The 24,418-nt window shown below is 42.9% G+C and carries 24 protein-coding genes and 3 pseudogenes; 12 read left to right on the top strand and 15 right to left on the bottom strand.

Annotated elements, in window-relative coordinates; translation table 11 throughout:
* Positions 1-323: 323 nt before the first annotated feature.
* Positions 324-1,349 (bottom strand): annotated as a pseudogene (locus CWO27_RS22675) (IS110 family transposase).
* Between the two features lie 60 nt (positions 1,350-1,409).
* Between CWO27_RS22675 and CWO27_RS22670 the strand changes: the two are divergent.
* A complete protein-coding gene (locus CWO27_RS22670) occupies positions 1,410-1,796 on the top strand; it encodes a hypothetical protein (protein ID WP_240698878.1) in 387 nt (128 codons plus the stop codon).
* Between the two features lie 69 nt (positions 1,797-1,865).
* Here the strand turns inward: CWO27_RS22670 and CWO27_RS22665 are convergent.
* Positions 1,866-2,012: pseudogene (locus CWO27_RS22665) on the bottom strand (IS110 family transposase); the annotation flags it as partial.
* Between the two features lie 1,040 nt (positions 2,013-3,052).
* Here CWO27_RS22665 and CWO27_RS22650 point away from each other — a divergent pair.
* From CWO27_RS22650 to CWO27_RS22595, 11 genes are all read left to right on the top strand, one after another.
* Positions 3,053-3,520: a hypothetical protein gene (locus tag CWO27_RS22650; protein WP_107899556.1), complete on the top strand. Its 468-nt coding sequence runs from the start codon at positions 3,053-3,055 to the stop codon at positions 3,518-3,520.
* A gap of 1,158 nt (positions 3,521-4,678) precedes the next feature.
* Positions 4,679-5,110: a GNAT family N-acetyltransferase gene (locus CWO27_RS22640; RefSeq protein ID WP_107899554.1), complete on the top strand. Its 432-nt coding sequence runs from the start codon at positions 4,679-4,681 to the stop codon at positions 5,108-5,110.
* A 263-nt stretch (positions 5,111-5,373) separates the two neighbouring features.
* Positions 5,374-5,856 carry a DUF523 domain-containing protein gene (locus tag CWO27_RS22635; protein ID WP_102479362.1) on the top strand — a complete coding sequence of 161 codons (483 nt, stop codon included), beginning with the start codon at positions 5,374-5,376 and terminating at the stop codon, positions 5,854-5,856.
* Positions 5,857-5,978: 122 nt separating this feature from the next.
* Positions 5,979-6,458 (top strand): AAA family ATPase, encoded by a 480-nt coding sequence (locus CWO27_RS22630; RefSeq protein ID WP_107899553.1) that lies wholly within the window; start codon positions 5,979-5,981, stop codon positions 6,456-6,458.
* A 210-nt stretch (positions 6,459-6,668) separates the two neighbouring features.
* Positions 6,669-7,091: a hypothetical protein gene (locus tag CWO27_RS22625; protein WP_102431971.1), complete on the top strand. Its 423-nt coding sequence runs from the start codon at positions 6,669-6,671 to the stop codon at positions 7,089-7,091.
* 26 nt (positions 7,092-7,117) lie between these two features.
* Positions 7,118-7,570, top strand: coding sequence for a hypothetical protein (locus tag CWO27_RS22620; RefSeq protein ID WP_107899552.1), 453 nt, complete (start codon positions 7,118-7,120; stop codon positions 7,568-7,570).
* A gap of 104 nt (positions 7,571-7,674) precedes the next feature.
* Complete coding sequence (locus CWO27_RS22615; protein WP_107899551.1) at positions 7,675-8,079, top strand: DUF1801 domain-containing protein; 405 nt, start codon at positions 7,675-7,677, stop codon at positions 8,077-8,079.
* A gap of 194 nt (positions 8,080-8,273) precedes the next feature.
* A complete protein-coding gene (locus CWO27_RS22610) occupies positions 8,274-8,555 on the top strand; it encodes a hypothetical protein (RefSeq protein ID WP_061017995.1) in 282 nt (93 codons plus the stop codon).
* 63 nt (positions 8,556-8,618) lie between these two features.
* Positions 8,619-9,068 carry a DUF3291 domain-containing protein gene (locus CWO27_RS22605; protein WP_107899550.1) on the top strand — a complete coding sequence of 150 codons (450 nt, stop codon included), beginning with the start codon at positions 8,619-8,621 and terminating at the stop codon, positions 9,066-9,068.
* Positions 9,069-9,172: 104 nt separating this feature from the next.
* A complete protein-coding gene (locus tag CWO27_RS22600) occupies positions 9,173-9,487 on the top strand; it encodes a hypothetical protein (protein ID WP_107899549.1) in 315 nt (104 codons plus the stop codon).
* A 69-nt stretch (positions 9,488-9,556) separates the two neighbouring features.
* Positions 9,557-10,009, top strand: coding sequence for a hypothetical protein (locus tag CWO27_RS22595; protein ID WP_102431966.1), 453 nt, complete (start codon positions 9,557-9,559; stop codon positions 10,007-10,009).
* Positions 10,010-10,138: 129 nt separating this feature from the next.
* Here CWO27_RS22595 and CWO27_RS22590 read toward each other — a convergent pair.
* The 13 genes and pseudogenes from CWO27_RS22590 to CWO27_RS22530 form a co-directional block, all read right to left on the bottom strand.
* A pseudogene (locus CWO27_RS22590) lies at positions 10,139-10,435 on the bottom strand (efflux transporter outer membrane subunit); the annotation flags it as partial.
* A gap of 81 nt (positions 10,436-10,516) precedes the next feature.
* Entirely contained in the window at positions 10,517-11,176 is a 660-nt protein-coding gene (locus CWO27_RS22585; RefSeq protein ID WP_107899548.1) for a sugar transferase, read from the bottom strand.
* Positions 11,177-11,185: 9 nt separating this feature from the next.
* Positions 11,186-12,373 carry a glycosyltransferase family 2 protein gene (locus CWO27_RS22580; protein ID WP_102431964.1) on the bottom strand — a complete coding sequence of 396 codons (1,188 nt, stop codon included), beginning with the start codon at positions 12,371-12,373 and terminating at the stop codon, positions 11,186-11,188.
* Complete coding sequence (locus CWO27_RS22575; protein ID WP_102431963.1) at positions 12,370-13,470, bottom strand: glycosyltransferase; 1,101 nt, start codon at positions 13,468-13,470, stop codon at positions 12,370-12,372. The genes CWO27_RS22580 and CWO27_RS22575 overlap by 4 nt, the downstream gene beginning before the upstream one ends.
* Before the next feature lie 341 nt (positions 13,471-13,811).
* A complete protein-coding gene (locus tag CWO27_RS22570; RefSeq protein WP_102431962.1) occupies positions 13,812-15,236 on the bottom strand; it encodes a GumC family protein in 1,425 nt (474 codons plus the stop codon).
* Entirely contained in the window at positions 15,233-16,351 is a 1,119-nt protein-coding gene (locus CWO27_RS22565; protein ID WP_102431961.1) for a glycosyltransferase, read from the bottom strand. The genes CWO27_RS22570 and CWO27_RS22565 overlap by 4 nt, the downstream gene beginning before the upstream one ends.
* Positions 16,344-17,129 carry an acyltransferase gene (locus CWO27_RS22560; RefSeq protein ID WP_102431960.1) on the bottom strand — a complete coding sequence of 262 codons (786 nt, stop codon included), beginning with the start codon at positions 17,127-17,129 and terminating at the stop codon, positions 16,344-16,346. Before CWO27_RS22560 ends, CWO27_RS22565 begins: the two co-directional genes overlap by 8 nt.
* Before the next feature lie 92 nt (positions 17,130-17,221).
* Positions 17,222-18,598, bottom strand: coding sequence for an O-antigen ligase family protein (locus CWO27_RS22555; protein ID WP_107899547.1), 1,377 nt, complete (start codon positions 18,596-18,598; stop codon positions 17,222-17,224).
* A gap of 242 nt (positions 18,599-18,840) precedes the next feature.
* Positions 18,841-19,947 carry a glycosyltransferase family 4 protein gene (locus tag CWO27_RS22550; RefSeq protein WP_102431958.1) on the bottom strand — a complete coding sequence of 369 codons (1,107 nt, stop codon included), beginning with the start codon at positions 19,945-19,947 and terminating at the stop codon, positions 18,841-18,843.
* Positions 19,928-21,439 carry a sigma-54-dependent transcriptional regulator gene (locus CWO27_RS22545; RefSeq protein WP_102431957.1) on the bottom strand — a complete coding sequence of 504 codons (1,512 nt, stop codon included), beginning with the start codon at positions 21,437-21,439 and terminating at the stop codon, positions 19,928-19,930. Before CWO27_RS22545 ends, CWO27_RS22550 begins: the two co-directional genes overlap by 20 nt.
* A gap of 223 nt (positions 21,440-21,662) precedes the next feature.
* Positions 21,663-22,067, bottom strand: coding sequence for an Hpt domain-containing protein (locus CWO27_RS22540; RefSeq protein ID WP_102431977.1), 405 nt, complete (start codon positions 22,065-22,067; stop codon positions 21,663-21,665).
* Between the two features lie 348 nt (positions 22,068-22,415).
* Entirely contained in the window at positions 22,416-23,648 is a 1,233-nt protein-coding gene (locus tag CWO27_RS22535; protein WP_102431956.1) for a quaternary amine ABC transporter ATP-binding protein, read from the bottom strand.
* Positions 23,641-24,418 (bottom strand): ABC transporter permease (locus CWO27_RS22530; RefSeq protein ID WP_107899546.1); only part of this gene is annotated, 778 nt, incomplete at its 5' end. The genes CWO27_RS22535 and CWO27_RS22530, both read right to left, overlap by 8 nt.

Raw genomic sequence — 24,418 nt, 5'->3', positions numbered from 1 at the left:
TTGGCAGTTTCGCTTCGCTCAAGTATAGCCAAGCGCCGCTCACACCTTAATGCGGCTACATGGATTCCCCCCAGGTTGTCAAACATCCGCTAAACTTGTGTTGATGGGTTTTGGACTGCCGCTCTACATTCGGCCTACTTATCGACGATTCGCATACGTTGTGGCCCTGATGACTTGCGCGACTGCGGTGCCTTATTCGTTAGATGACATCTAGTGTGTCCGCCGCATTAACAGGCTCTCCGCAAGTGGTCTTAACCTATCTCCATCATTAGCGTCTGCAATGACCCGGTGGGTTTAACTCTTTATGCTGCTTAAGGTTTTACTTAAGCAGCATAGTTTTCATATTCTGTTTGATTGTGTAAAAGCGACCATATAATTCGTGCGTTCTTCGCGGCAAGTGCCACTATTGCTCAGTTCATTCCTCTTCGTTCCAGAACGCCTCTGCACCACTGACTTAACTTATCTTGTTTGTAGCCAAGGTTGGCAATCACGGTCCTTGCTCCGTGAACTAATAGTGTTCGTAAGTATTTATCGCCGTGTTTGGTTATCCTACCTAAGCGTGGCTTTCCTCCCGTTGAATATTGTTTTGGTACGAGTCCTAGCCAAGCAGAGAAATCACGGCTTTTATCAAATTGAGAGCCGTTGCCTATCGAAGCAAGTATCGCAGTAGCGGTTTGCGGTCCAATACCTCGAACTTTCATCACTCGTTGAACATTAGCGCTGACCTTAGCAAAAGAGTCGAAGACTTGTTCAGTATCGGCGATACGTTGATTCAACTCTCCAAGGTGGTGATAAGCATCGGCAATCACTGTTCTTGCGAGATGTGGCAGTTCATTTTCTGCATCTTCAAGCATTAAGGGAACGTGTTTCATTAATGAAGAGCGGCCAACAGGAATGATTAACCCGAACTCAGAGAGTAGGGCGCGCATGCGATTCATAAGCGCGGTACGTTCGCGAACCCAATGCTCTCTCATTCTATGTACCGATAGGATGGCTTATTGCTCGGGGGATTTTATGGGCACAAAGCGAGTAGATGGACGCTGAACAGCTTCGCAGATAGCGACTGCATCATTAAGATCGTTCTTCCCTTTAGTTCGATAAGGAACCACGTATTTAACGGCCATGATACGGGCGTCATGCCCCAGTTTATTGAGTGTTCTTGTCCAATAATGTGCACCACCACACGCTTCGACGCCTATACGCATGAGTGGCATATTTGCTATTGTAGTCAGTAGTTTAGAGTGGGTTACTGACTTATGAAGTATGACCTTACCATTTTGGTCTACAGCATGAATACTGAAGTGGTTTTTAGCTAGGTCGATACCGCAGAAATAAGAGTAATCAGACATGGTGCCTCCGATGCATTTAAGTACCACACAAGTGTGGCAGATCCTCGGTAGGGGGAATCCATGTCATTCGTTGGTTTTCTTTTGGAGTTTACAGCGATGAATATTCCTGATTATTGGTTGGATTTTGTATCTAAGAACGATTTGAGAAATAAATCATTTGAGATCCCAGATGACTTTGATTTATCAGAGTTAGGGGCAGACGTTAAGGTATTTACACGTTCGGAAATTGAAGATGAAACTAGCCATTGTTATCCGGGTATCAACGTTGTTAAGTCTGGATATATAGCCGTTGGTAGCTGCTTATGTGGGTCTGGAGATCCATACTTTATCAATGTTAATGATGGCGAAAACGGAAAGCTCTATCGAGTTTATCACGACGATAACTCCGTCGATATTGTTGTAGATAATTACAAAGATATCTTGAACTTTGTGGAATCGGAAAACTAACAAATTGTTCAAGGATGATTCTCAACGCGTGGCATTTTAACTATGCGTTAGTTTTAGTGATTAAGGCGGTTTGGCCAATTTAATTAGCGCGGCCTTATTGGATTTAATACGGCCTAACTGTTGTGGGTTTGCCTCTCGATGTTCTTGTAAAACAGCGACTTGAATAAATGACTTATGCGTATCTAAGCCAATGAAAATTATGCTACCTTTACTAATGCTAGCCTCCCAATTTAGTTGTTTAACGCACTAATTATGGCTCTGGCTTTTAGCTAACTCACGATATTGGAGGCTAGCACCTCGTGGGGGCATTATGTCTATGTATCAAGGAAGATTAAAATGACTAAAACGAATAAATTACTGTTAATTCTAGCTCTCGCTATGATTCTCATGGGAGCCTCCAAGGTGGTTGGATACTATTTCAACTATGGATTAACTAACATCACATACACGGTCTATGTATTGATTGGATTGCTTTTTTGCTTCCTACTTTACGCCAAAATGCAAATAGCTAATTGGTTATTGTTCGTGTTTTTTTTGGCTCAAGTAATCGTGATATATAGCCCCACCTATAGGTATGATTTTACTACAGGGTTGAGCGTGCATTTCACATACTGGACAGGTTCGATCGATGCCCCTATAAACGAGAGGTATGGATTTGCTTTCAATTTACTATCGGTTTTTCTGATGGGGTTGTGTATAGCAGGGATAGGAAGCTCCAACAAAGCAGAGACTATAAAAAACAGTGGTAAGCTAGAAAATACACAACACGGCGTTAGGTGTCAGTTAATGGAACATCGTTTCAAGGAGAGAATATGAAGTGTCCATATTGCGGTGAGAGAGTTAGCTACTTCAATGCATTGAAAATTAATCGTTGGAAAAACCATGTCTGTTTAAATTGCGGTAGTGAATCTAGCACGACGACAGGAAATGCCGTTTTGATAGTAGCTAGTGTGCTATTGCTTCTATTTTCTATAGACATGTTGTTTTCGAGCCTGCAACAACCGTTACATTGGGCGCTGTATATTGCTTTGGCAGTATTATTATCTTACATAGCCCATAGATATATTGGTAAGCTTCAAAAGGGTAAGCAACAAAACACTTAACAATGCGTTTGAGACAGATTTCCAACGCTCGGCATTTTTGGTTTGCTTCAGTTTCAGTGTTTGCGGCACAATACTTTAGGTTTGGTGGTCTGCGTTGCTCACCACTTAATGCGTCGTTATGTTTCAATCAATTTATCAGTCATAGGATATAACATGTTGGATTTTAGGTTATTTTTACCGAGACAGATCGATAATACCTATGTTGGCAATAAGATAGCACTTTGGTTTTTCTATTTATTGACCGCTGTTACGTTGTGGCGTAGTCAGCATCACTTGTTTGCAGCAGATGGTGGGGCACAGTCTATTGCCACCATACCTCTAGATACATACTCTTACGAAGCATCATCTACAGTAATCGGTATATTTGCTCTTTGGGGCTTATCGCAATTAGTCATAGGTTTTATATATCTAGTAGTTTGCTTACGATACAAAGCGCTAGTACCTCTTATGTATTTCCTTGGTGTCATTGAATACGGAATGAGAGCATTTTACATAGGCGCTTACAAACCAGTAGAAACGGCGGGTGATGCACCAGGGGCAATCATTAATCTGCCATTTATGCTGCTATTCACCCTCATGTTTGTGCTATCGCTATGGAAAAAGAACCAACTCGACAACTAGAAGCATAACAAAGCAATTAAGCGGTGACATACGCGTGCCGACTCGCTAACGCTCAAACATAGCACGCGTATGTCACCGCTTATTGCGGCGTTAGTCGTATCCATTTCATCAGCGCTGATTCACCCTGTAAATTAAAGGTAAAAGCAAACTTACAAACAAAAAAGTCTGTAGGACAAGATCAATTGACGTAATAGGGTGACCCAAGGCTGTGGTGTGTTTAGTATATTGATACAGCCCTAACATGCCATAGATTGTGAGCAAACTGATTGCTAAAGCGCGTAGGTGACTGTCTTGCCAGTTGGTCGCATGGCTCCAATACCAGGCTGAACTTAGACTTACTGTATAAGCAATGAACATCGATAAGGCGACAAAGTGTTGGCTAAAGCCAAAGCTTTCTTTAAAGTAATGCTGTCCAAAAAACACTCCCCCTAAAGCGATGGTCGATAAGAAAACATAGGTGGGCTTAGGGGCTTTAACCTTGATGTTGAGTCTGTAGTGCTTAAATATCAAAGGAAGTGTTATAAAAAGGAACATTATTGCTAATCAAAAAGGAGATGTGCTTACTGCCTCTATAAAACCAAAAGATATCAGGTCAGCATGGTAATAGTTAGGATTAAAGAAAGATTGAGTCAATAGCTCCTCTTCAATTAGCCCAAATGCAAGTGAAAAGGAAATTATACCAATCCAACCACTGTGAGTTCGCCTTGCTGCCTCACGAATAATCAGAGCACCAAACCCGTAGAATGGAACCAAAAATAAAAGGGAAGACAGTTGTCTTAGCGACCATATTCCAAGTAGGTACTCTGCGATTAGTGGGCTTATGAAGCATAGCGTGATCGTAGCTATGATAGGCTTGTTATTGAATAAGAAGTTATTTATGTTCACGATTGCTTTTGTTGTGTGATTATTTAGTTGTCGTAGACTTTACCAGTGTGAATAGATAATGCTTCCATGCAATTATAACATTGCACATTTGAAATGCATCGCTGCCTACATATTACCAAGACAACTAACAAGTATTTAAGACAGATTCTGTAGTTGCCTCGATCTAGTGGATACCTTCAATAGCAAGTGGCGGTGTTTATGACAGCCTATAAATCAGGTAAAATATCCCTTCGAGGCTGCACATGAATTTCAGTCAACTTTAGAGAAAACACGATGATTGTAAAAAATGTGCTTCCTGAAAATTACGCAGAAATGCTTAATGTTTGGGAAAATTCAGTCCGAGCAACTCATGACTTCATTACAGAAGAAGATATTGAGTTTTTTAAGCCAATTATCATTGGGCAGGCTTTTCCCGCTGTCACGTTAAGATGTGTGAAAAATGAAAGTGGTTCAATTTTAGGGTTCGTGGGGATTCATGACTCAAAAGTTGAAATGCTGTTCATCTTAAATGAAGCAAGAGGTCAAGGTGTAGGTAAGGTGCTGTTGCAATACGCAATAAAGCAATTGGGCGCTACCAAAGTCGATGTAAACGAACAAAACCCACAAGCAGTAGGTTTCTACGAACATATGGGTTTTAACATTGTTGCACGCTCACCACTTGATGATATGGGTAAACCTTTTCCAATTCTGCATATGACACTTTAAAAGCTCGGTTTGTTGTAACCAGTTTGCTAGAAGAAACGCCCAAAGCTAATAACTTTGGGCGTTTCCGTATGAAGTGAAAAATCAATACAAACGTTTACGGCATAATGGGGTCGCTTGTTGTGCTGCTCACTGCTTAATAGGGCTTTAGCTGGGTTTTAATTTTTGCAGAAACTTTACAGCTTCAATATGCAGTACTCTTTCGTACCTGCGGCTTAAATGTTTAAATTGCCTTAATTTTCTCTTATGGGTTAAAGGTGTCTATTGTGAGTAAAGTATTGGTTAGTTCATGTTTACTTGGGTGCAAAGTTCGTTATGACGGCAATGATTTAAAACCTGAATCTCCTGAGTTTCAGAAGTTTGTCGAAGCAAATGAAATTGTCTCTTTCTGCCCTGAAGTTGCTGGTGGTTTGCCAACACCTAGAGTTCCGGCTGAAATCTGTGGAGGCGATGGCACTAACGTCATCGAAGGCTCTTCGAAGATCATGGGAAAAGATGGCTCTGACGTAACAAAGGAGTTCCTCAAGGGAGCTAGGTTAGCTTTGAAAATTTGTCAGCAGGAAAATATCTCAAGTGCGATTTTAACGGATGGGAGCCCTTCTTGTGGCAGCTCTCAGATTTACAATGGAAAATTTGAAGGAACAAAAGTTGTTGGCATGGGCGCCACTACTGCATTACTTCGCCAAAACGGTATAACTGTTATGAGTCAGCATGACGTTGCTAACTCTAAAAATAGCCTAAGTGAATAGCTTGTAATACAACTAACAAGAGACTAAAGCAGATTCACACTAATTGGTTTGATTCAACTGTGTTGATTAATGTGCCAGGGTTTAGATTAGGCGGTGATGCGCTGACAAATAATAGAGGGATCATGAGTAAAATCTATTTCGTATGTGGCTTTATCGGTTCGGGTAAAACGACTTACTCTAAATCGCTTGCAGAAATGCATGGCGCTTTTCGTTTTTCGATCGACGAGTGGATGATTCCTTTGTATGGCGAGCATATGGAGCGTGAGGTTTTTGATAGCCGACTGGCTACGCTTCAAGGCTTATTCAAGGACTCTGCAATGCAACTCTTTGCTTTGGGTATTCCTGTGATTTTCGACTTTGGTTTTTGGCGTAAATCTGACCGAGACTCTTTTACAAGCTGGGCATCAAACCTAGGTGTGGACAGCGAAGTTCACTACCTTGATGTTCCGTTTGAGACTTGTAAGAAGAGGGCATTTAGTCGTAACTCGAAACTCAATGGTAAGTCTTATGAAATGACACCAGAAATGTTAGATCTGTTTTGGTCTTGGTTTGAGGTTCCAACTTCAAATGAAAATGTTGTTTGGGTTCAACAGGAAGCTTGATAAGGTATGTAGTCAGGCGCGAACGTGAGTGGCGTTTTTGTTATCTAGCTTGTGTTCTAAGTCTCACGTTACATTGGGTTTATGAAAGTCTGAGTCGTCCATCGAATAGTAGTGCAACAAGGGCATTTCTCATGCCGTATTTTTGGTAATTAGTTCTTCCTGTCGATTATCGAATTTGTCCTAAACCCACTATTAAGGCAGGGAACCCCAATGAATAGAACGCTATGGTTCGCACTCATTTCGCTTTTGTTTTCAATGACAATGGTATTTTGTACATACAGTTATGGCACAGAGAGCCACGTTGAAGTAATCACACTCACTTTAGTACTGTCGGGCCCTCTGATTTTGACCTTTGCGCTTGTTGTCATCTTTTGTGGCGCACCTGTCATTAACAGGCACAAGTTACTTGGAACCGTTGTAATTTGTGTGCATGGATTTACAGCCTCACTGCATGTGCTGTGGAACGGTTTTATGTTTGTCGATGTGATTAATAAACAAGGCTTAGGTCCGGGACAAGGTTATTCTGGTTTGATACTTTGGGTGGGTAGTATCAAGGCGATGCTACTTGGTTTGGTTGTGGGAGTATGCCTGCATTACTTGCTACGATTATTTAGAAAGGCCGCAGTAAGATAGCGGTTGGCTAGTTAGTGGGTTGTTCGTTGTCTATAGGAGTTGTCGCTGTGTTTTATAGTAAGGAATTCAACAAGGGATTGCTGCTCATCCTTGTTGCGTTAAGTGCTTTCATTGTCGTTACCTCGGATAATAACCCTGGGACATTAATCGCTCACGCCATCAATGGTCTAATTGCTTTGCTCTTTTTCTCCATGACAATTGAGGTCAAAGACAATGTACTAAGCTGGTATTTCGGCTTTGGTTTTTGGCGTAAGAATGTCGAAGTATCAGACATTACAGAGACATCGTTCTATCAAAGCAAGTGGTATCAAGGTATTGGTATCCGAATGCTGAATGATGGCTGGTTGTATAATGCATCGATAGGTTCAGCGCTGAAGTTAAGCTTAAGCAATCGAAAGCATGTTTACATTGGTTGTAAGGATACGGACGGTTTAAAGCTGGCCTTGAAAACCGCTAACGAACAGATAACTGAAAAATGATTTACTACACTTGGCACTTTTCATATCAAGTTGGACTAATTTTTAAGGCTCTATGCTTTAAGTGAGCAGCACTTTAATATCTCAACAAGTGAATCGGAGATTGAATGGACAAAGCAATCAAAACATATTTCGATGAGTATCCCGATGATGTTCGAGCTCGGCTTGAAGAGTTGCGTGCATTAATTTTTGAACTTTGTTCTGATTTGGATTTAGGTGACGTCGAAGAGTCTCTGAAATGGGGCGAGCCGAGTTACAGCGTTAAGACGGGCAGTCCAATTCGAATCGATTGGAAATTAAAATCGCCAAATAACTATTACTTGTTCTTTAACTGTCAAACGAAGCTAATCGACACATTCAGAGAATTGCACGATGGCACATTGGCATTTCAAGGTAATCGGGCAATCATCTTGAACCTAACTGAACCACTTCCCAAAGCACCAATCAAGCAGTGCTTAGAGTTAGCCTTAACTTATCAACAACGAAAACATCTACCGCTTCTTGGCGCGTAATTCTTACGCGCTGTCATTATATTTCTTAAACTGGTTATCTGTGTTCTAGCTATCACTCTTTAAAGCGTTAAGACTGTACCATCTTGATTAGTATCAAGAGGCTAGGGAAGCTCTATAACCAACGCTGATTGTATTGCTTACCGTTTAAAAAGTTGTTCTAGTCACCTTGTATTTCAGACTTAAAAGGAAGTTGTATGAATTTAGATAAAGCCAAGAAACGTATCGCAAAGCAGGTTAAAAAAGGCGACCACGGATACCCTAAAATCACGTTAGCGTACTACGGAACGACCAAAGATCTCGCAACGGAAGTAGCGGTTCAATTCATGTTGGGCGAGGGCGATGGTGTTCAAGAAGAGCGTTTTTCTTGTGAAACCGAAATTCGAGATAATGAACTAATCCAAACGACGTTACTCAAGATAATCGAACGCGCTAATGTTAACTCAGTGATTGAAGTTGAAGGCGTAGCTGTTCTTTAGTTTTGTAAGAATCAGTCGGCGTGCTAGAAAAATTTACTCATAATTTATCAAGGAAGAAACGTTATGAAATTGGCTCAGTTAAATATCGCTTTGGCGAAATACCCGTTAGATGCGCCAGAAATCAAAGAGTTTGTCGATAACTTAGAGTTGGTTAATGGAATCGCAGAAAGCAGTGAAGGGTTCGTTTGGCGTCTGAAAGATGAATCTGGTGATGCGACCAATATCCAAGCTTTTGATGATCCGAATATGATTGTGAATATGTCGGTGTGGGACTCTGTGGATTCGTTAAAGAACTTCATGTTCCGTACACATCACCGTGATTTCATGCGCCGAAAGGGGGATTGGTTTTATCGTTTACCTGAAGATACTTATGTTCTTTGGTGGATCGAAGAAGACCGTATTCCCACACTCGAAGAAGCGATAGAGCGACTTGAACACCTCAGAGAAATCGGTGATACGCCGTATGCCTTCACTTTTAAAACCAATTTTTCAGAGTCAGAAGCGCCAAAGTAGCGTTCATAGATAACCAAGGTTATGTTTTTTAGACGTTTTATAGCAATCCCCGTGAAAATGAGTCGATTGTTGGTATGATGTTTCTATAGTCTTCGAGAGGTTTAATGATGTTGAAAATGAAAAGTAGTGTACTTGCGGTGTGTTTATTTGGTTTCAGCATGAGTGCTACCGCTTCAACACTGGAAGAGTGTGCGAAACTCCTTCCAGATGGTCACACGTATAAAGTAGAGATCATTTTAGACGTAGATAAGACTGAGAAGGATCCAGTGGTGAAAGGCAGTTTTGGTGTGACGGGCGGAGCCGATGCGCCAGATACTTTCGATATCGGTGGTTTTGTCGAGTGTGCTGGTCCTCTGATCAAAACCGTAGATACAGACAGCAACGATGCGTCTAATTCCTCGTCACTGGTTGTCGCGTAAATAGTTCACTTTCGTCATGGAAGACATGATCAGGGGTACTTAAACTAGGTTGAGGTGAATAGGTTAATTATGGGCGACTATTTAGATATTTGGTTTACGGTTACCTCCTTAGTTTTTATTGTAAGCTTACTTTCAGCTCTTTTTGTTGGGGTCTGGCGTAAAAATATAAAAGCGTTGATTCTATTAAGTGGAGTCGCAGCAATCAGTATCGTTCTGTTTCTCTCTCAGAAGTATCAAATCCGAAAGCTCCTCGCTGAAGAGCTGAGCGTGTCGAGTTTCGTTGTGGAGGCTCATGAGGAGTTTGAGGAATCTAAATTGTTAGACTCTTTGAGAAGTAGTAACTACGTAACGATAAATAGAACGAAGCCTTTATCAAAAAGTAAAGTACGTATTGCTATTAACTCTGGCGAGGTTGAGTTATTGATAGCTCAAGACTCTAAGAACGAAGAACTGTTTTGGATCTATTACCCTAAATACCGATTTAGTCGTTTAAACCCAATTGGAAAGGTACATATCCGTTAAACATGGGTGCACAATTGCCACAGCGACTTTCAGTAACAAAAATACCGCCGATGATTTCGGCGGTATTTTCTTATTAAGCTTATCTGAACGATTACAGCTTATTGTTTAGGTGAACAGCGTGTAGCTTTGTTAGTTCACAGAAGCTAACTCGACACTTTGTGTTTCTCTAGCGACTTTCCAATCTCCACCTAACGCTTTATACACGGCAATCGTGGTGTTGGCGGTTTGAAGCTTGGCGGCTACTTGGCGATCTTGCATCGCTTTTTGTTGTCTTTGTGCGTCTAGCACCGATAAGTAATCGACTAGGCCTGCTTTGTATAGCGACTTTGCTTTGTTCACCGCGTTATCGACGGCAAGGGTAGCTTCATCGTTTGGCTTGTTTTGAGGCAGTAAAAAGCCAGCCGATAAATCACTATCAAAGCTGGCTTTGTGTTCACATTGGACAAGACTGCTCTATTTTTCACCTTGGACTAAGCAGCTGGTTCTCTCACTTTAGACCATACTGGTTTAGCGACCGCGACCATTAACCATAACGACGATCGTTTTTGTTATGATGCTCAGGTCAGTGGCAATCCAAGATTTCATAGAACATAGACTCAGTGCGTAGCTGTGATCAAAACCTACTTTACGACGTACATCATCGATGCAGGTGTCATAACCTTGGTTCACTTGTGCAAGCCCTGTAATACCCGGCATTACGCCATAAGTGCGGTCAGCAAAGTAAGGGATTTCGTTCTCTAGTTTAGTGTAAAAAGTAGGGCGCTCAGGGCGTGGACCAATAAGAGACATTTCACCTTTTAATACATTAAACAGTTGTGGCAGTTCATCGAGACGAGTCTTTCTCAAGAATCGACCAACCGGTGTGATTCGTGGGTCATTCGCGGTTGCCCAAACTGCACCAGAGCGAGTTTCTGCATCTTCGTACATGCTACGGAACTTCATGATTTCAAATAGTTCCATTTTCTGTGGTGTTGATTTACCAACGCGAAGTTGGCGGTAAAAAATAGGACCACGAGAAGTGAGTGCAATCGCCATTGCAATCAGTGGAAATACCGGTGCTAGCAGAATCAAAGCAATCAATGAGCTTACCAAATCAAATCTACGTTTAGCTCGTGAAATTTTGTCTTGGTATAGGTTTTGAGTAGATAGCTGTTCAATGTTCATCATAATAAGTCCTTAATGATTCGCTCGTGTCCAAGGTGAGTTTTCTAGTCCGATTAGGTAACGTATGCCACCAATGAAGTTGGCGTAGTGTCCAACTATCAAATAAGAGATTAATGAAATAGGTTTGTTTACTAAACGCTTTGGCAAGATACAGCCAATTACGCCAATGGTATAAACGGTAACTTGAGCCCATAACAGTGCTTCGAACACCAAGTAGTTGCTAAGCAAGATGGAGCACACTAAGCACACAATCATTAAATATGGTGTTAGGAGGCGAAGTCCTTTTCCTGAGAAGAACGCAAACGCGATGCCTTTGAACTTCGGGCTGAACAAGCCGAACAATCGAATCGCTTGTTGCATGTTGCCCGCTGAAATACGAAGTCTTCTTTTGAAGTCTGTTTCTAGGTTCGATTCTTCTAGCTCTAGTGCCACCATTTGGGTTTCATACTCAGCAATGTAACCTTGTTTTACGATTTGCATCGGTAAGATGAAATCATCATTGATGGTATTTAAAGGAAGTAGTTCAAAGAGGTGTGTTCTGAATAAGTAGAAGGCGCCATGAGAACCTAAGCTCGAACCTAATGAAGCCTCAGACTCTTTAACGGCGGTTTGGTACTGCCAGTAAGTGTTTTCGCCTTCGTTGCCTGTTGGGCAAAGCTGATACGTTGCGTTTACCACGCCAACCTTGTCACTTTCAAAATGAGCGGCAGCAATAAGTAATGCATCCAATGAAATAAGGGCGGAAACGTCACTCAATGCTGTAAGGTCACTGGTGATATGTGTCACTTCCTCATTAATAACCGCCACTTTACCTCGGTTCAATTGGTGGTCATGTATCTCAAAATGAATATCACTACACATCGCTTCTTGGATGGTCATCTGAGCAATTGCGACCGTGTTATCGGTACAACCATCGCAAGCGATAATGACTTTCAGTTTCTTTTTTGGGTAATCGAGAGAAGCAAGGTTACGAATCTTGTCTGCAATCCACTGTTCTTCGTTAAATGCAGGAACAAGAACGGTGATGGTCGGTAACGTGCAATCTTGTTGTTCCTCTTTGTAACAACGATGACTCTCTTCAACTTGACGTGCAGGGTGGTTTTTCGCGTACCAGCGCAGCAATAAAGGGTAGGCTGCGTGATGATAGACAATCAACGCACCTGAAAATAAACAAAGTCCGGCAAGTAACCAATCGATCATGCGTAAGCTCCTTCTGAGATGCTGTTGTAAGAGGCAACCATATTCACTATGTCGAAGTTGTCTAGTACATAGTGGCGGGGTGACAAAAAGCGCTCATTTTGAGTTTCTAGTAACGCATTGGCTAACTCTATAATGCTGCCCTTTTTAACAAGGGTGCTACTGATTGGGCATAAGGTTTCATCGACAGCGCCAACGTCCATTGCGACGGTTGGAATATTGCACGCTTGAGCTTCGAGTGTTGAAAGAGGCAACCCCTCGTGGCGAGAAGGAAGGCAGAAAGTATCCAACGCTCCGTAAAACGTGGTCATGTCGTCGACTAGGCCGAGGAAGATGACTCGGTCACTGAGATTCAATCGGCTAGTGAGTTGCTCTAGTTGATTGCGTTTCGTACCGCCGCCAGCAAATGCAACAACCATGTTTTCAGGTAGAAGAGTCAACGCTTTGATGAGTTGGTCTTGGCCTTTGACATGTTCTAGACGACCTGCACAGCCGATGATGTGTTTGTCTGTTGGTAGGTTTAGGTTTGCTCTTGCATGCTCTTTCGACATTGGCTTAAATTTCTCACAATCCACACCATTTTTGATGGTAATGATGTTCTCGTAAGAAAAAGCGGTGCGGAGCTGGTTGTAAACACGTGTCGCGTCGGCAACCAACGTTGGCTGAGCAGCTTTTAAAGCAAGCGCTTGTAAACGGCGACGTTTACTATTGTTTAGGTGCCAAGCATCATGTTCAGTATGAATTCGAGTTGGAACACCCGTTACGCGGGCGGCATATCCAGCATAAAGTAGGGGGCCGATGTGATGGGTATGAACCACATCAGGTTGAATACCATTAAATGCTTTAATCAATTTGATGATGATATTGAATTGCACACCTGGTGGCTTATCCAAAAAGACGATCTGATTTTGGTACTGCTTTAATTTAGGCCAGTTGTTGATCGAGTCTTGTTTTGTTCCTTCTAGACTGACAATCAACACTTGGTCTGTTGGTTTAGCAAGGCGCAGCAAATCAAGAGTTAGGGTTTCTAAGCCACCCGGAGCAAGGTGCTGAACAACGTGTATGATCTTTTTGCCATGCTTCGTTAAATGCGTATTCATAATTTGAACCCTGCCTTTATAATTCTTGTTTCGCCTTTCTGCCGTTTCTCGTGAAGTAACTTCTTTAAAACGTTTAACTACACAAGGAGATAGCAGGAGTTGTGCCAACTAAATAATCTCTAATTTTCAATTACTTAAACACGGTTCGTCTGAGGCGGTTTTCATTTCTCAAAATGGGAATCAAAACAAAATGCGATTGAATGGCTGTTTGGATCATAGGGCTTAGGGAAATTAGGAAGTGGGTTTAAGAACTTGGGGTGTTAGACAAGCAAAACGCCAATCGAGTGTTGGCATTTATTGTAAGGGAGTAAACCTCAGGTAAGGTCTGATTTTAAAGCTGACTAGCTCATTTTAGGAATTACCGTTATTACTGGAACACCCAAGATATCTTCGATTTCGGCTTTACGTTTGATTGTAGAATCGAATAACTCAAACAATACCGCAAGACCAATGCCCAATCCGATGCCTGCAACAAATCCAGCCAGAACAAAGATAAAAGTCGGCATGTTAGATTTCATGCTAGGTGTGAAAGGCAAGTCGATAATTTTCACACGTTTGTTTTGCTCGAATACCCCAAGCGAACCCGTTAGCTGAGCCATTTCATAACGTTCTGTCAGTTCATCATAAAGTTGGCGCTTAATCTCAACTTGTCGCTTAAGACGGTACATCTCTTTTGCATTTTCACCGAAGTTATTGGCCTTGTGTTCTAGTTCGAAAATCATAGTACGAAGGCTTTTGGTCTCTTCTGTTAAAGACTCAAAGCGAGCACGAACCAGTTGTAGGCTATGTAGTTGAGTGACCAAAAGAGGTTGGGTATCAGAAAGTTTGTTCAGTGTCGTGCTACTTGCAATGTCCCAAAGTTGGTCGCTGTTCATCGTTGGTTGGGTTACTTCGAGTAAACTTTTTCTCTCATTTTCAAGTCTGTCTAATTCACGGACTTTAGCTTGCACAGCACTGTGTTTGTCTGTGTATTTAGCTTGTAACAGGGCAAGGTCGCTTCGAATATCGATGATTTGGTCTTCTAATTTACCTATCACAGGGTTGGTTCTTGAAAGTTGTTGGTCAATTGAGCCAAGACTTTTTTCAACGCCCGATAACTCTGCCTCTTTTTCAGCAAGGTTCTGTTTCAGCGATGCTAAGCGGTTTAAGCTTTGGCTTTGTACTTCTGGCGTCGATTGCACGTTTTCGTTCATGTACAAGGCCAATGCTTCTTCTGCTGTTTCAAGTTCAATACGACGCTTGTCTATATGAATTTTTAAAAAGTCACTTGAATCTTCAATAGATGAGCGTTCCGGCGCTAACAATTGTTCAATGAAATGTTCACTGACCGATCGCAGCGTCGCTTCCATTCCAGTTGGAGTGTTGGACGTTAAACTGATCTTGAGAAAGTCTTTTCCAAGCTGAGTAACTGATAAGCGTTGAGACAAGTCGGTGATGATTTCTTCTTTTTCTAGATCTGGCATATCTGGTGTGGTTAGCTGCAATTCATCAGCGACCGAGTAAAGAACATGTCGACTGTGTAGCAGCGTTCTTAATGCATTGAGTCGGTCTTTGAGCATGGTAGAAACGGCTATGTCTTCCAAGAATGGATTCATTTTGGCGGTTTCTTGAATCAACATACTGGTATGCGCGTCATATTTGGTCGGAGCCAACTTGCTTACACCGAAGCCTACAAAGGGCAAAATAAGCATTGGTAGAACGATAACGTAGCGTTGGCGCCACATGGCATTGATGATGGCCAATAACCGCAATTTCAGATTATTCATAATAGCTCCAACATCCAATGAACGAAGTTACCACGGTTCTGCCAACTCTCTTGTTCGACGACAGAGATAGGTGAATTGCTCAGTTGGCGCGCATGGTCAAGCGCCCAAATCATTTGATTTGCACTGCCAACAGTCGTTACGTGCTCTTGGTATGGAACTAAAGCAGGGAATGGCGTTGTGATAATTGGTGTGCCGGCCGCAAGGTATTCCATTAGTTTAAGTGGGCTGCAAGCTCGGATCTGCTCGTTATCAACAAACGGCAATAAGCTCACATCCCAGTGTTGAGAATAGCTCGGTAATGTATGGTGCGGACGTGGGCCTAGGTAATGTACGTTACTCAACTTAGGCAGCATGAGCGTATCAAGCTCGTTTGGGCCAATAAAAACAAAATCCCATTCCGGCATTGCATTCGCAACATGATCAATTATTTCATAATCAAGCCACTTAGAAAGGCTGCCATAAAAACCAGCAATAGGGCGGTGGTTACTTGGTAAATCTTTTGCTCTTGGTGCTGGTGTTGAAAATAGGTTTACGTCGACACCATGTGGTAGCAAGTGTGCTTTATGCTTTGGAAACTTATCCATCAACTTTTTGCTGGCCGCGAATATAAGAGTCGCTTTGTTGATCAACTCCGATTCGTGTTGCGCTACCGTGTCATGATCAACACCTGCCAAAGCGCTGAAATCATCGCCACAGTAATAAACCACAGATGACTCACCTAAGTGTCCGCACAAATCAACAGCGGTCGGAAGTGAAGTCCACAGGATAGGCGAATTAAGATTAAGTTCAGCAATAACCGGTTTTATTTGGTGTAACATCATTTGCTGAGCCAACTTTCTAGAAAACTTAGAAGCAGGCGCAGGAATGGTCTTCAAGTTCACGATCGTAATGTTGTCGTGTCCCTCAGAGTCGAGCATGTTTTGAGTCACAGCTTTGGTTTTGCCAAACAATTTGTTGAACGCTCGGGTTGCATCTTTAGCGGACAGCTTCGGTTGTCTTAGACCAATAGAGTTGACCCACAAGACTTTGTGCAGCTTAGCAAGGTGACGAACTAAATGTTGAGTCGATGAAGGTAGGCCGCCAAAGTCTTCACCAAATACGATTAAATCACGCATGGTCACCTCCATGAGTCTCTAACGAATCGAATACATCGGATTCAGTCCCTTCAACGGATTTAATCTGACCGACAACTCGAGCAGGGTTACCGCCAGCGATTGCAAAGGCAGGGATATTCTTTGTTACTACGCTACCTGCGGCTATTACCGCACCTTCGCCGATGGTTACGCCACCTTTAACCGTTACATTAGTGCCTAGCCACACATCAGGTTCAAGTATGATGTCGCCGATTTGCTGAGGATCATCGCCTTCACCTAGTGCTCGGCGTTTTGCATCAAGTGGGTGTCCAGAGTATCCAAATAGGAAAGCACCGCCAGCAATGCGTACGTTGTCAGAGATAACCACTTTTCCTCCAACAGCGATAGTCGACTGCCAACCGATGTCGACATTGTTACCAATCGAAAGCAATGGATGTTCTAAGCCTTCCAATGGTTGCGTACAACCAGAGAACGTAGTGTGCCCAGAGATGCGGCAATTGTCGCCAATCGAAATTTGTACCGGACCGCTCACGAAAGGTAGACCACCATACAAATACAGGCGTTTACCACATTGAGCCACACGACCTTTAAAAGCTGGTGTCCAGTAGAAGAAGCGAGTAAAGCCAGAAACCAAATTCACCACTAGCTTGTGCGCTTGATATAGGCAGCGATTAAGTACTTGAGGGGTAGGTAGCTCTGCGCTTCTGATATTTTTCAAAATGAAAAATACATTTCTAATTCGAGAATTAGGATGAAACTTAAGCCAATGCTTGAATTGATGTATAGATACTGACGTCATAATGAAACTCCTCTGTCTTGTTATATAGAAGTACTTTCATATACTATGCCATTTAATAAACTCAATATTTTCAATTGGTTAAGAATTGGCTTTTAGGTTTTCTCATTTTGACAGGCAGTTTGAGATATGTTCGCGATAGCGACAACCAGTGCTGCGAGGATATAAATAGGCCAATTGAAGCCTTGCGTTAGAAAAGTTCCTGACACGATGGTGCCGATCAACCCAGCATATACAGCGTAAGCGGCGGCATTAAGGTTTGGATCTATGGTGTTAGTTGTTTCTGAAAGCTGCTTCAGTGTGGAACGTATGGTTTTGATCAGTGAGGTAATCAGTATCACGTATATGATGAGTCCTAGAAAGCCGGTTTCTGCAAGTACGCCAAACCAAGTACTGTGAACAGCATGGTTTAAACCATCCCAGTGGGAACTGTAGAAGAAGTAGTTGGAAAAGAAGTTATCCAAACCGACTCCGGTTAAAGGGTTATCTAGCGCCATCTTAAAGGCAGCTTCCCAAGCATAAATCCGCCCCATAGCTGATTCATCGATACCTTGTTCAGCCGCACCGCCAGATGCTCGATCTGAAATCCCGGCAGCGAAATAAAGGCCAATCGCTCCAATTGCTCCCAAAGTAATCAACAGTGATTTTGAACGAATGATTTTGAGCGCAAAGATCCCGACTACAGCAAGTGAGCCAAGTAAACCACCTCGACTTTGTGTGGCAATAACGGCAGCAAGTAATAAAACCGTTGCACCAACACTAATGATACGTCTTGTTACCGGGATCCCCGTCGTGGTCGCTTGACTGATAGCAAAGGCTAATGGGAACATAAGAACTAAGGATAGGTCATTCGGGTCGCCTAACATCGAACCAAAGTCACGACCTATAGTTACGCGACTGCCTTCCACTAAACCAATCCCGTTGATTGAATTATTAATCGCGATGCTAGCAACTAATGATCCCGCACAGATAATAGCGGTCGAAGTCTTGACCAAATACTCTGCACTGTTTACTAACCAAACGATGGCGAGTGTCATCACCATTATTTTCCAGTAAACACCTTTGAATTCCGCCAGAGCAATCGGTCTGTTAGTCGCGAAGATAATACCAATGAAAACCAAACCCCAAAATATGGCGAGCCAATTCAAGCAAGGGTGCCAAAATATTTTAAGCTCTTTACTGATTAATGCATGCCAGAGTAGGGCTGATAGAGCGCCTAGTGAGAGCATCAGCGGTATTTTTAGTGAATAAAGTTGAGGTATTGCTTCGTGAATTCGGAAAAATGAAAAGACAACGAACAGCAACACTAACCAAAATGTCTTGTTTAAAACGAATAATCCGGTTAATGGCAGAAGAGCTAGCGCTACAATAACAGCGGGATGAGGCACAAAGTACCAAACAACACCAAGCCCAACACATAAGGTGCTGATCATAATGATGACTGGGAATCTATTGGCTTCTGGGTTGATCATTGTTACCTCTAATATCGCAAATAAACTGGCTCACCAATTTTTTAAGGCGTAGTGACGCCTGATGTTAAATATTGCAAAGCGAGTGCCAGTTATGCATTTTGTTTAAGCTGCTGATTTAAGGTTATATTACAGAGGGAGGTGGTAGATTTGAGTTGAGGTTTTTCATTTTGAGAATCACTATAAAACTGACTAGGGTGCCCAAATCGTTAAGCCAAAGTGATCAACCCTGACTACGACTCGTTTTAGCGGTCGAGTTGATAGATCTCCAACAACTGCGGGATAACAGCTTGTGGCGAGTATTGGCTTTTGACGGTTTCTATCGCGTTACTCTTTAGAGAGTCGCGTTGTTCACTCGTCAATGACATCCACAAAGACAAACACTGTTCTAGTTCGGCTTCAGAATGGGCTAGGTAGCCGTTAACTTGATGCTCGATGAGTTTAGGTAAGTTGCCAACTGAGGTGGCGAGAACGGGAATACCGCGAATCATGGCTTCTAATGCGGCCATCGGTAAGCCTTCGAAGCGAGAAGGGATGATCAACAAATCGATTTGGCTCCAGACATCACCCATATTAGTCTGATGCCCGTACAAGTTAACATTCTCAGGCTGAGATTTAACTAGCGTCTCCATTTCTGGTCCGTCACCAAAAACCTCAAACTGAACCTCGGGAAACTGTTTAGCTAATGTTACAAATCGATCTGGTGCTTTTTCATGGCTTAATCGACCCACAAAACCAACGTGGATTTGGCTTGATGAAGGGGAGCTTGTTAACCCGGTTGGGACTTTAACAAAGTTATTCAATTGATAGGTCTTACTGGGCACTTTCGCTTTAATCTTCTCACTGACCACGAGCGACTGATCAGAAAGAAAGCTGCTGTAACGGTCGAGCCAGTCATAAACCCACACCTTGCCTGTTGGGGTTTCACCTGCGTGATAAGTGGTGATTTGCTTTGTGTTGTTGAAACGAGGTGGGAGCTTGATTAACTTGCTGACCAAACTGGCTTTGTAACCATGAGCATGGATAAGCCTTGGCTGATAATGTTGAACGGCACGTTTAAGCTGTGCCGCGCTATTGCTGCTTGAATCTGCTGAGCAAGAGGCTAAATCGGAGAGGTAACTAAAAGGGATGTTCAGCGCTTCCAGCTTTTCAACGATGATGGCTCCAGGATTAAACTTCGTCAAAAGAACAATTCGAACAGCATCTGAATACTGAACGCTTTCAGATATCAGGCCTTGTGCTAATTCTAAAACATGTGTTTCTATACCTCCAAAAGTTTGGCTGTCGATCAACAGCCAAATCTCATGACGGTTTACGTTGAGTACACCTTGGCTAGGCTTGATTGCACTCATCTTCCGATTCCCAAGCCTGTTTCTTACGGTAAACAGTAGAAGGGCTAAGTTCTAACAACACCGCGGCATTTAACACATTCCCATCGCAATGATTAATGGCATGTTGAATAGCTTCCCGTTCTATTTGCCACATAGGACGAATAGCTCCTTCGCTTGTGGTAAATGCGGGCGTCATCGAACCGTTGCCAGTTGAGACAACTGACGATTGCTCTAATTCCTCTGGAGTAATAGGTGGCAACTTAGCGTCTGGAGCTTCTACCACAGCTGGTTGGGGCACCGTTACTCGAATAGGCGTCACTAATTTCGATGTTGGAGCAGCATCTGCTTTATTAATCGGAGACGGCAACATGTCTTTGGTTACGCTTGTTTCATTGTTCAACACCACGATGTTACGGATGATGTTTTGTAACTGACGGACGTTACCAGGCCATACGTAACGTTTAAGTAGGTTCTGCGTTTCTTTGTCTATTGATTTGAACTTCTTCTTGTCTTGCTTCGCATATAGCTTCAAGAAGTGATTGCAAAGGGTGACAATGTCACTTCCCCGTTCGCGAAGTGGTGGCATTTCGATAGGCACAACGTGAACACGATAATAAAGATCTTCTCTAAAGCGTCCTTCTTCTACCTCAACCAGTGGGTCACGGTTGGTCGCACAGATAATTCTGACATCAACTTTGATTTCGCGGTTGCCGCCGAGTGGAGTAAACGTACCAGTTTGCAAAAATCTTAGGAGCTTCTTCTGCATCTCCAATTCCATTTCACAAAGCTCATCGAGAAATAGGGTACCGCCATGCGCTTGCATCGCCGCGCCTTTACGGTCGGTTGTTGCGCCGGTAAACGCACCTTTAACATGACCAAAGATTTCACTCTCCATTAGGTCTCGAGGGATAGCGCCACAGTTAATGGCAAGGAAGGGTTTGCCGTTACGCTGGCTCTCTTGATGAATGGCTTCTGCACACACTTCTTTACCCGTACCACTTTCGCCGTTAATAAACACGCTAGCAGTGGTTGGCGCTACAGAATCAATGATTTTATAAACCGCCTGCATAGGTAGGCAAGAGCCGATGAAATTATGAAACCGATCACGATCGAACTTACTTTGCATGTTATCGACGAGGTTTTCGAGTTTCGCTCTTTTTAGATGTAAACGAACTGAAGTTTTAAGTCGATCTGCTTGAATGGGTTTCTCTAAGAAGTCTTCCGCACCTCGCTGGATAAGATCTACAGCAATGTTTACTGAGCCATGTGCTGTCGCGATAATAACTGCGGTCGGTATTCCGTTCGCGCTAATCCAATCTAAAACTTCCTCCCCCGGCATGTCCGGCAGCTTGAGGTCGAGAATAACAAGCTGAGGAGAGTGTCTTTCAATGAAGGTTTTAGCTTCCGCGCCGGTTTCGACGTGAAAAATATCGTAGGGCTCATCTTTTACGTACTGCTTGTAGAGTACGGCGAGCGACGTGGAGTCTTCAACTAACAATACCTTAGGGCGCATTGTATATTCCTTTTGAAACTTTATCCTAACTAACCAATAACATAGTGATAGAGGCCATCAATACGAGTCTTGTGCATTTGTTATCTACCGCATGCAATCTTTTAAAAAGCGGGCGGTATATTTTCCCGAATTGTTTGTCATGCTTGAACGTATCTTAATGGTGACTATATTGATAAACGACTATGTTGAGTTTTTAATTCGATACCGATATGAACATCTAATGTTAACTAAAGCCAGCATCTTTCCTTTCAAGCAAGGCTTTTATTGAGCGTTCTGCGAGTTCTAGTAATTCGTCAACTTGTAGAAATGCCGCATCATGATTTTGGTTTAAACATTGCTTTTCTAGAGCGCGAGCTAACTCACCCAAGGGGCGATTACCTAATGAAAGCGCCGTGCTGCCGAGAGTGTGGACCTCGAACTCAAGTGTCTGAGCGTCTTTCTGAGTGACAGCCTCTTTAATGGTAACCAAGCGTGTTTGTGTTTCTTCGACATAGTGGTCGATCAAGATCGGGATAATGTCCGCACTTGTATCTCGAATCATTTGCTCTAGAACGCTTTCATCCACAAGTTCGCTAACTTCTCGTGAGTTGAGATCTGCGGGTGCGTCTGACGCTAAAGTAGAATTGATCAAACTAAGTCCTTTTGTTGAGCCTAATATTCATGAGTACTATTAAGTTCTAGTCATTTTCTAGAATAATTTCAACTGGTTGCCGTGCAAATAGAGCAATTAATTGCTATCTCGCTTACCTTACTACCGTGTTTGTGACAAACCTAACGGGCTGATTTAATTTGTTTTCTCTTATGAAATATAAACTTAGGTGACTATAAAACGTAACGTGCGGGTAGAGTGTGGGCGAAAACGAGGTCGATACAAATAAAAAAGACCACCGCAGTTAAATAACAACAGTGGTCTTAGGAGATGTTAAGCAATTTTGACTAATTTAAACAGCCGTACTCTAAATAACGAACAGTAGAACTACGAAGCCTTATCAATCCTTGGCTTTGGGTCGACTTCTACTTCTTCCTCGCTACTTTCAGAGAAGATGTCGGCAACAGCGCTTCTCTCCAGTTCACCTTTCAGATTACCTTCTTCATCAACAACCGGAAGTGAGTAGTCACAAGACATGGTGTCTGGTAGCACTTCTTCAATCACGGCATCAGGCAAGATAGCAGGGACTTCTTCGTATATCTCTTCGCTGAAATCATGCACCGATGCATCTTCAACGGCATCTTGTAGGCTCTCTTGAGTGACCAAGCCTTGATAGCCATCATCCGTAACGTGATAAGCGTAATCGTTCTTAAGCATCTTCATTTGCGCGAGAGCACCTTCTATTGTTTCCGATGTGATTCGGTAGAGAGGGGGCTGCATAACGGTTTCAACGGTCAATGCACGAGCACGGTTTACGTCTTTAACAAAAGCTTCTACGTAGTCATCGGCAGGGTTCAGAAGAATCTCATGTGGTGTGCCTTGTTGTACTAACTCGCCGTCTTTCAAAATTGCGATTCGATCGCCGAGACGGAGTGCTTCATCCAAATCGTGAGTGATGAAAACAATGGTCTTATGAAGTTTCTCTTGCAGCTCGATAAGCTGATCTTGCATTTCACTTCGGATCAAAGGGTCGAGTGCCGAGAAGGCCTCATCCATTAACAAGATTTCGGCGTTGGTACACAAAGCGCGAGAAAGGCCAACACGTTGTTGCTGACCACCAGACAGTTGGGCAGGGTACTGATTACCGTAGCCTTTCAAACCTACAGTCTCTAACCACTCGTTGGCTTTCGTTAAACGGTCTTCTTTTTTGATGCCTTGTACTTCCAACCCATACGCAACGTTTTCAACCACAGTGCGATGAGGCATTAAGCCGAAGCGTTGGAATACCATCGACATTTTATGACGACGGAACTCTTCTAACTCTTTAGTGTTGAGGCTCATCACATCAATGCCTTCAACCATGATTTTGCCTTGAGTCGGGTCAATCAAACGGTTGAAGTGGCGAATCAGCGTCGATTTACCCGAGCCAGAAAGACCCATGATAACGAAGATTTCGCCACGGTTAATCTCAAGGTTGATCTCTTTTAAACCAACGGTATGACCCGTGTCCGCGAGAATCTGATCCTTATGTTCGCCGTTTTGAACTCGGTTCATAACAGACATTGGTTTTGGTCCAAACACTTTGTATAGGCCACTAATCTCAATCAATGGTTTAGTCATGCTTGAATCCTCCTAAATGCGCATTAGTTCTTCTTGCGTACGCCTGAGAAGCGCGGTCAAAAAGGATTGCGAGGGCAACGATGGCGAAACCATTCATCAGGCCTAATGTGAAGTACTGGTTGGTAATCGACTTAAGAACCGGCTGTCCTAGACCTTTAACACCAATCATGGATGCGATAACAACCATAGACAGTGCCATCATGATGGTTTGGTTGATACCCGCCATAATCGTTGGCATTGCTAGAGGAAGTTGAACACCCCACAAGCGCTGCTTTTTGCTCGCACCAAAAGCGGTAGCGGCTTCAAGGACTTCTTTGTCGACTAGGCGTATGCCTAGGTTGGTTAAACGAATCACAGGTGGAATCGCATAGATAACCACGGCGATTAGCCCTGGAATCTTACCTATACCAAGTAGCATTACCACTCGAATCAAATAAACGAATGCCGGCATGGTTTGCATGATATCGAGCATCGGCGTAACGATAGATTGCGCTCGATTTGAACGAGCCATCGCAATGCCAATCGGAATGCCTAAGAATATCGAAACTAAGGTACACACAGTAATGATACTGAGCGTCCGCATGGTGTCTTCCCACATTCCAAAGTAACCAATGAGAAGTAGAGAAACAACACAACCTAACGCCAGTTTCCAAGAACGGCTTGCTGCGTAGACAAGGCTGGTACACACGGCGAGGACTATAATCCAAGGTGTTGAGATAAGGAGTTTTTCAAACCAAACAAGGAATGAAAGAAGAGGGTCAAAGAGAGAA

The organism is Vibrio sp. 10N.286.51.C3 (genome assembly GCF_003050065.1).
Lineage (GTDB): Bacteria > Pseudomonadota > Gammaproteobacteria > Enterobacterales > Vibrionaceae > Vibrio > Vibrio crassostreae.
Note: the sequence above shows the minus strand (reverse complement) of the source record. Positions and strands in the feature narration are given on the sequence as shown.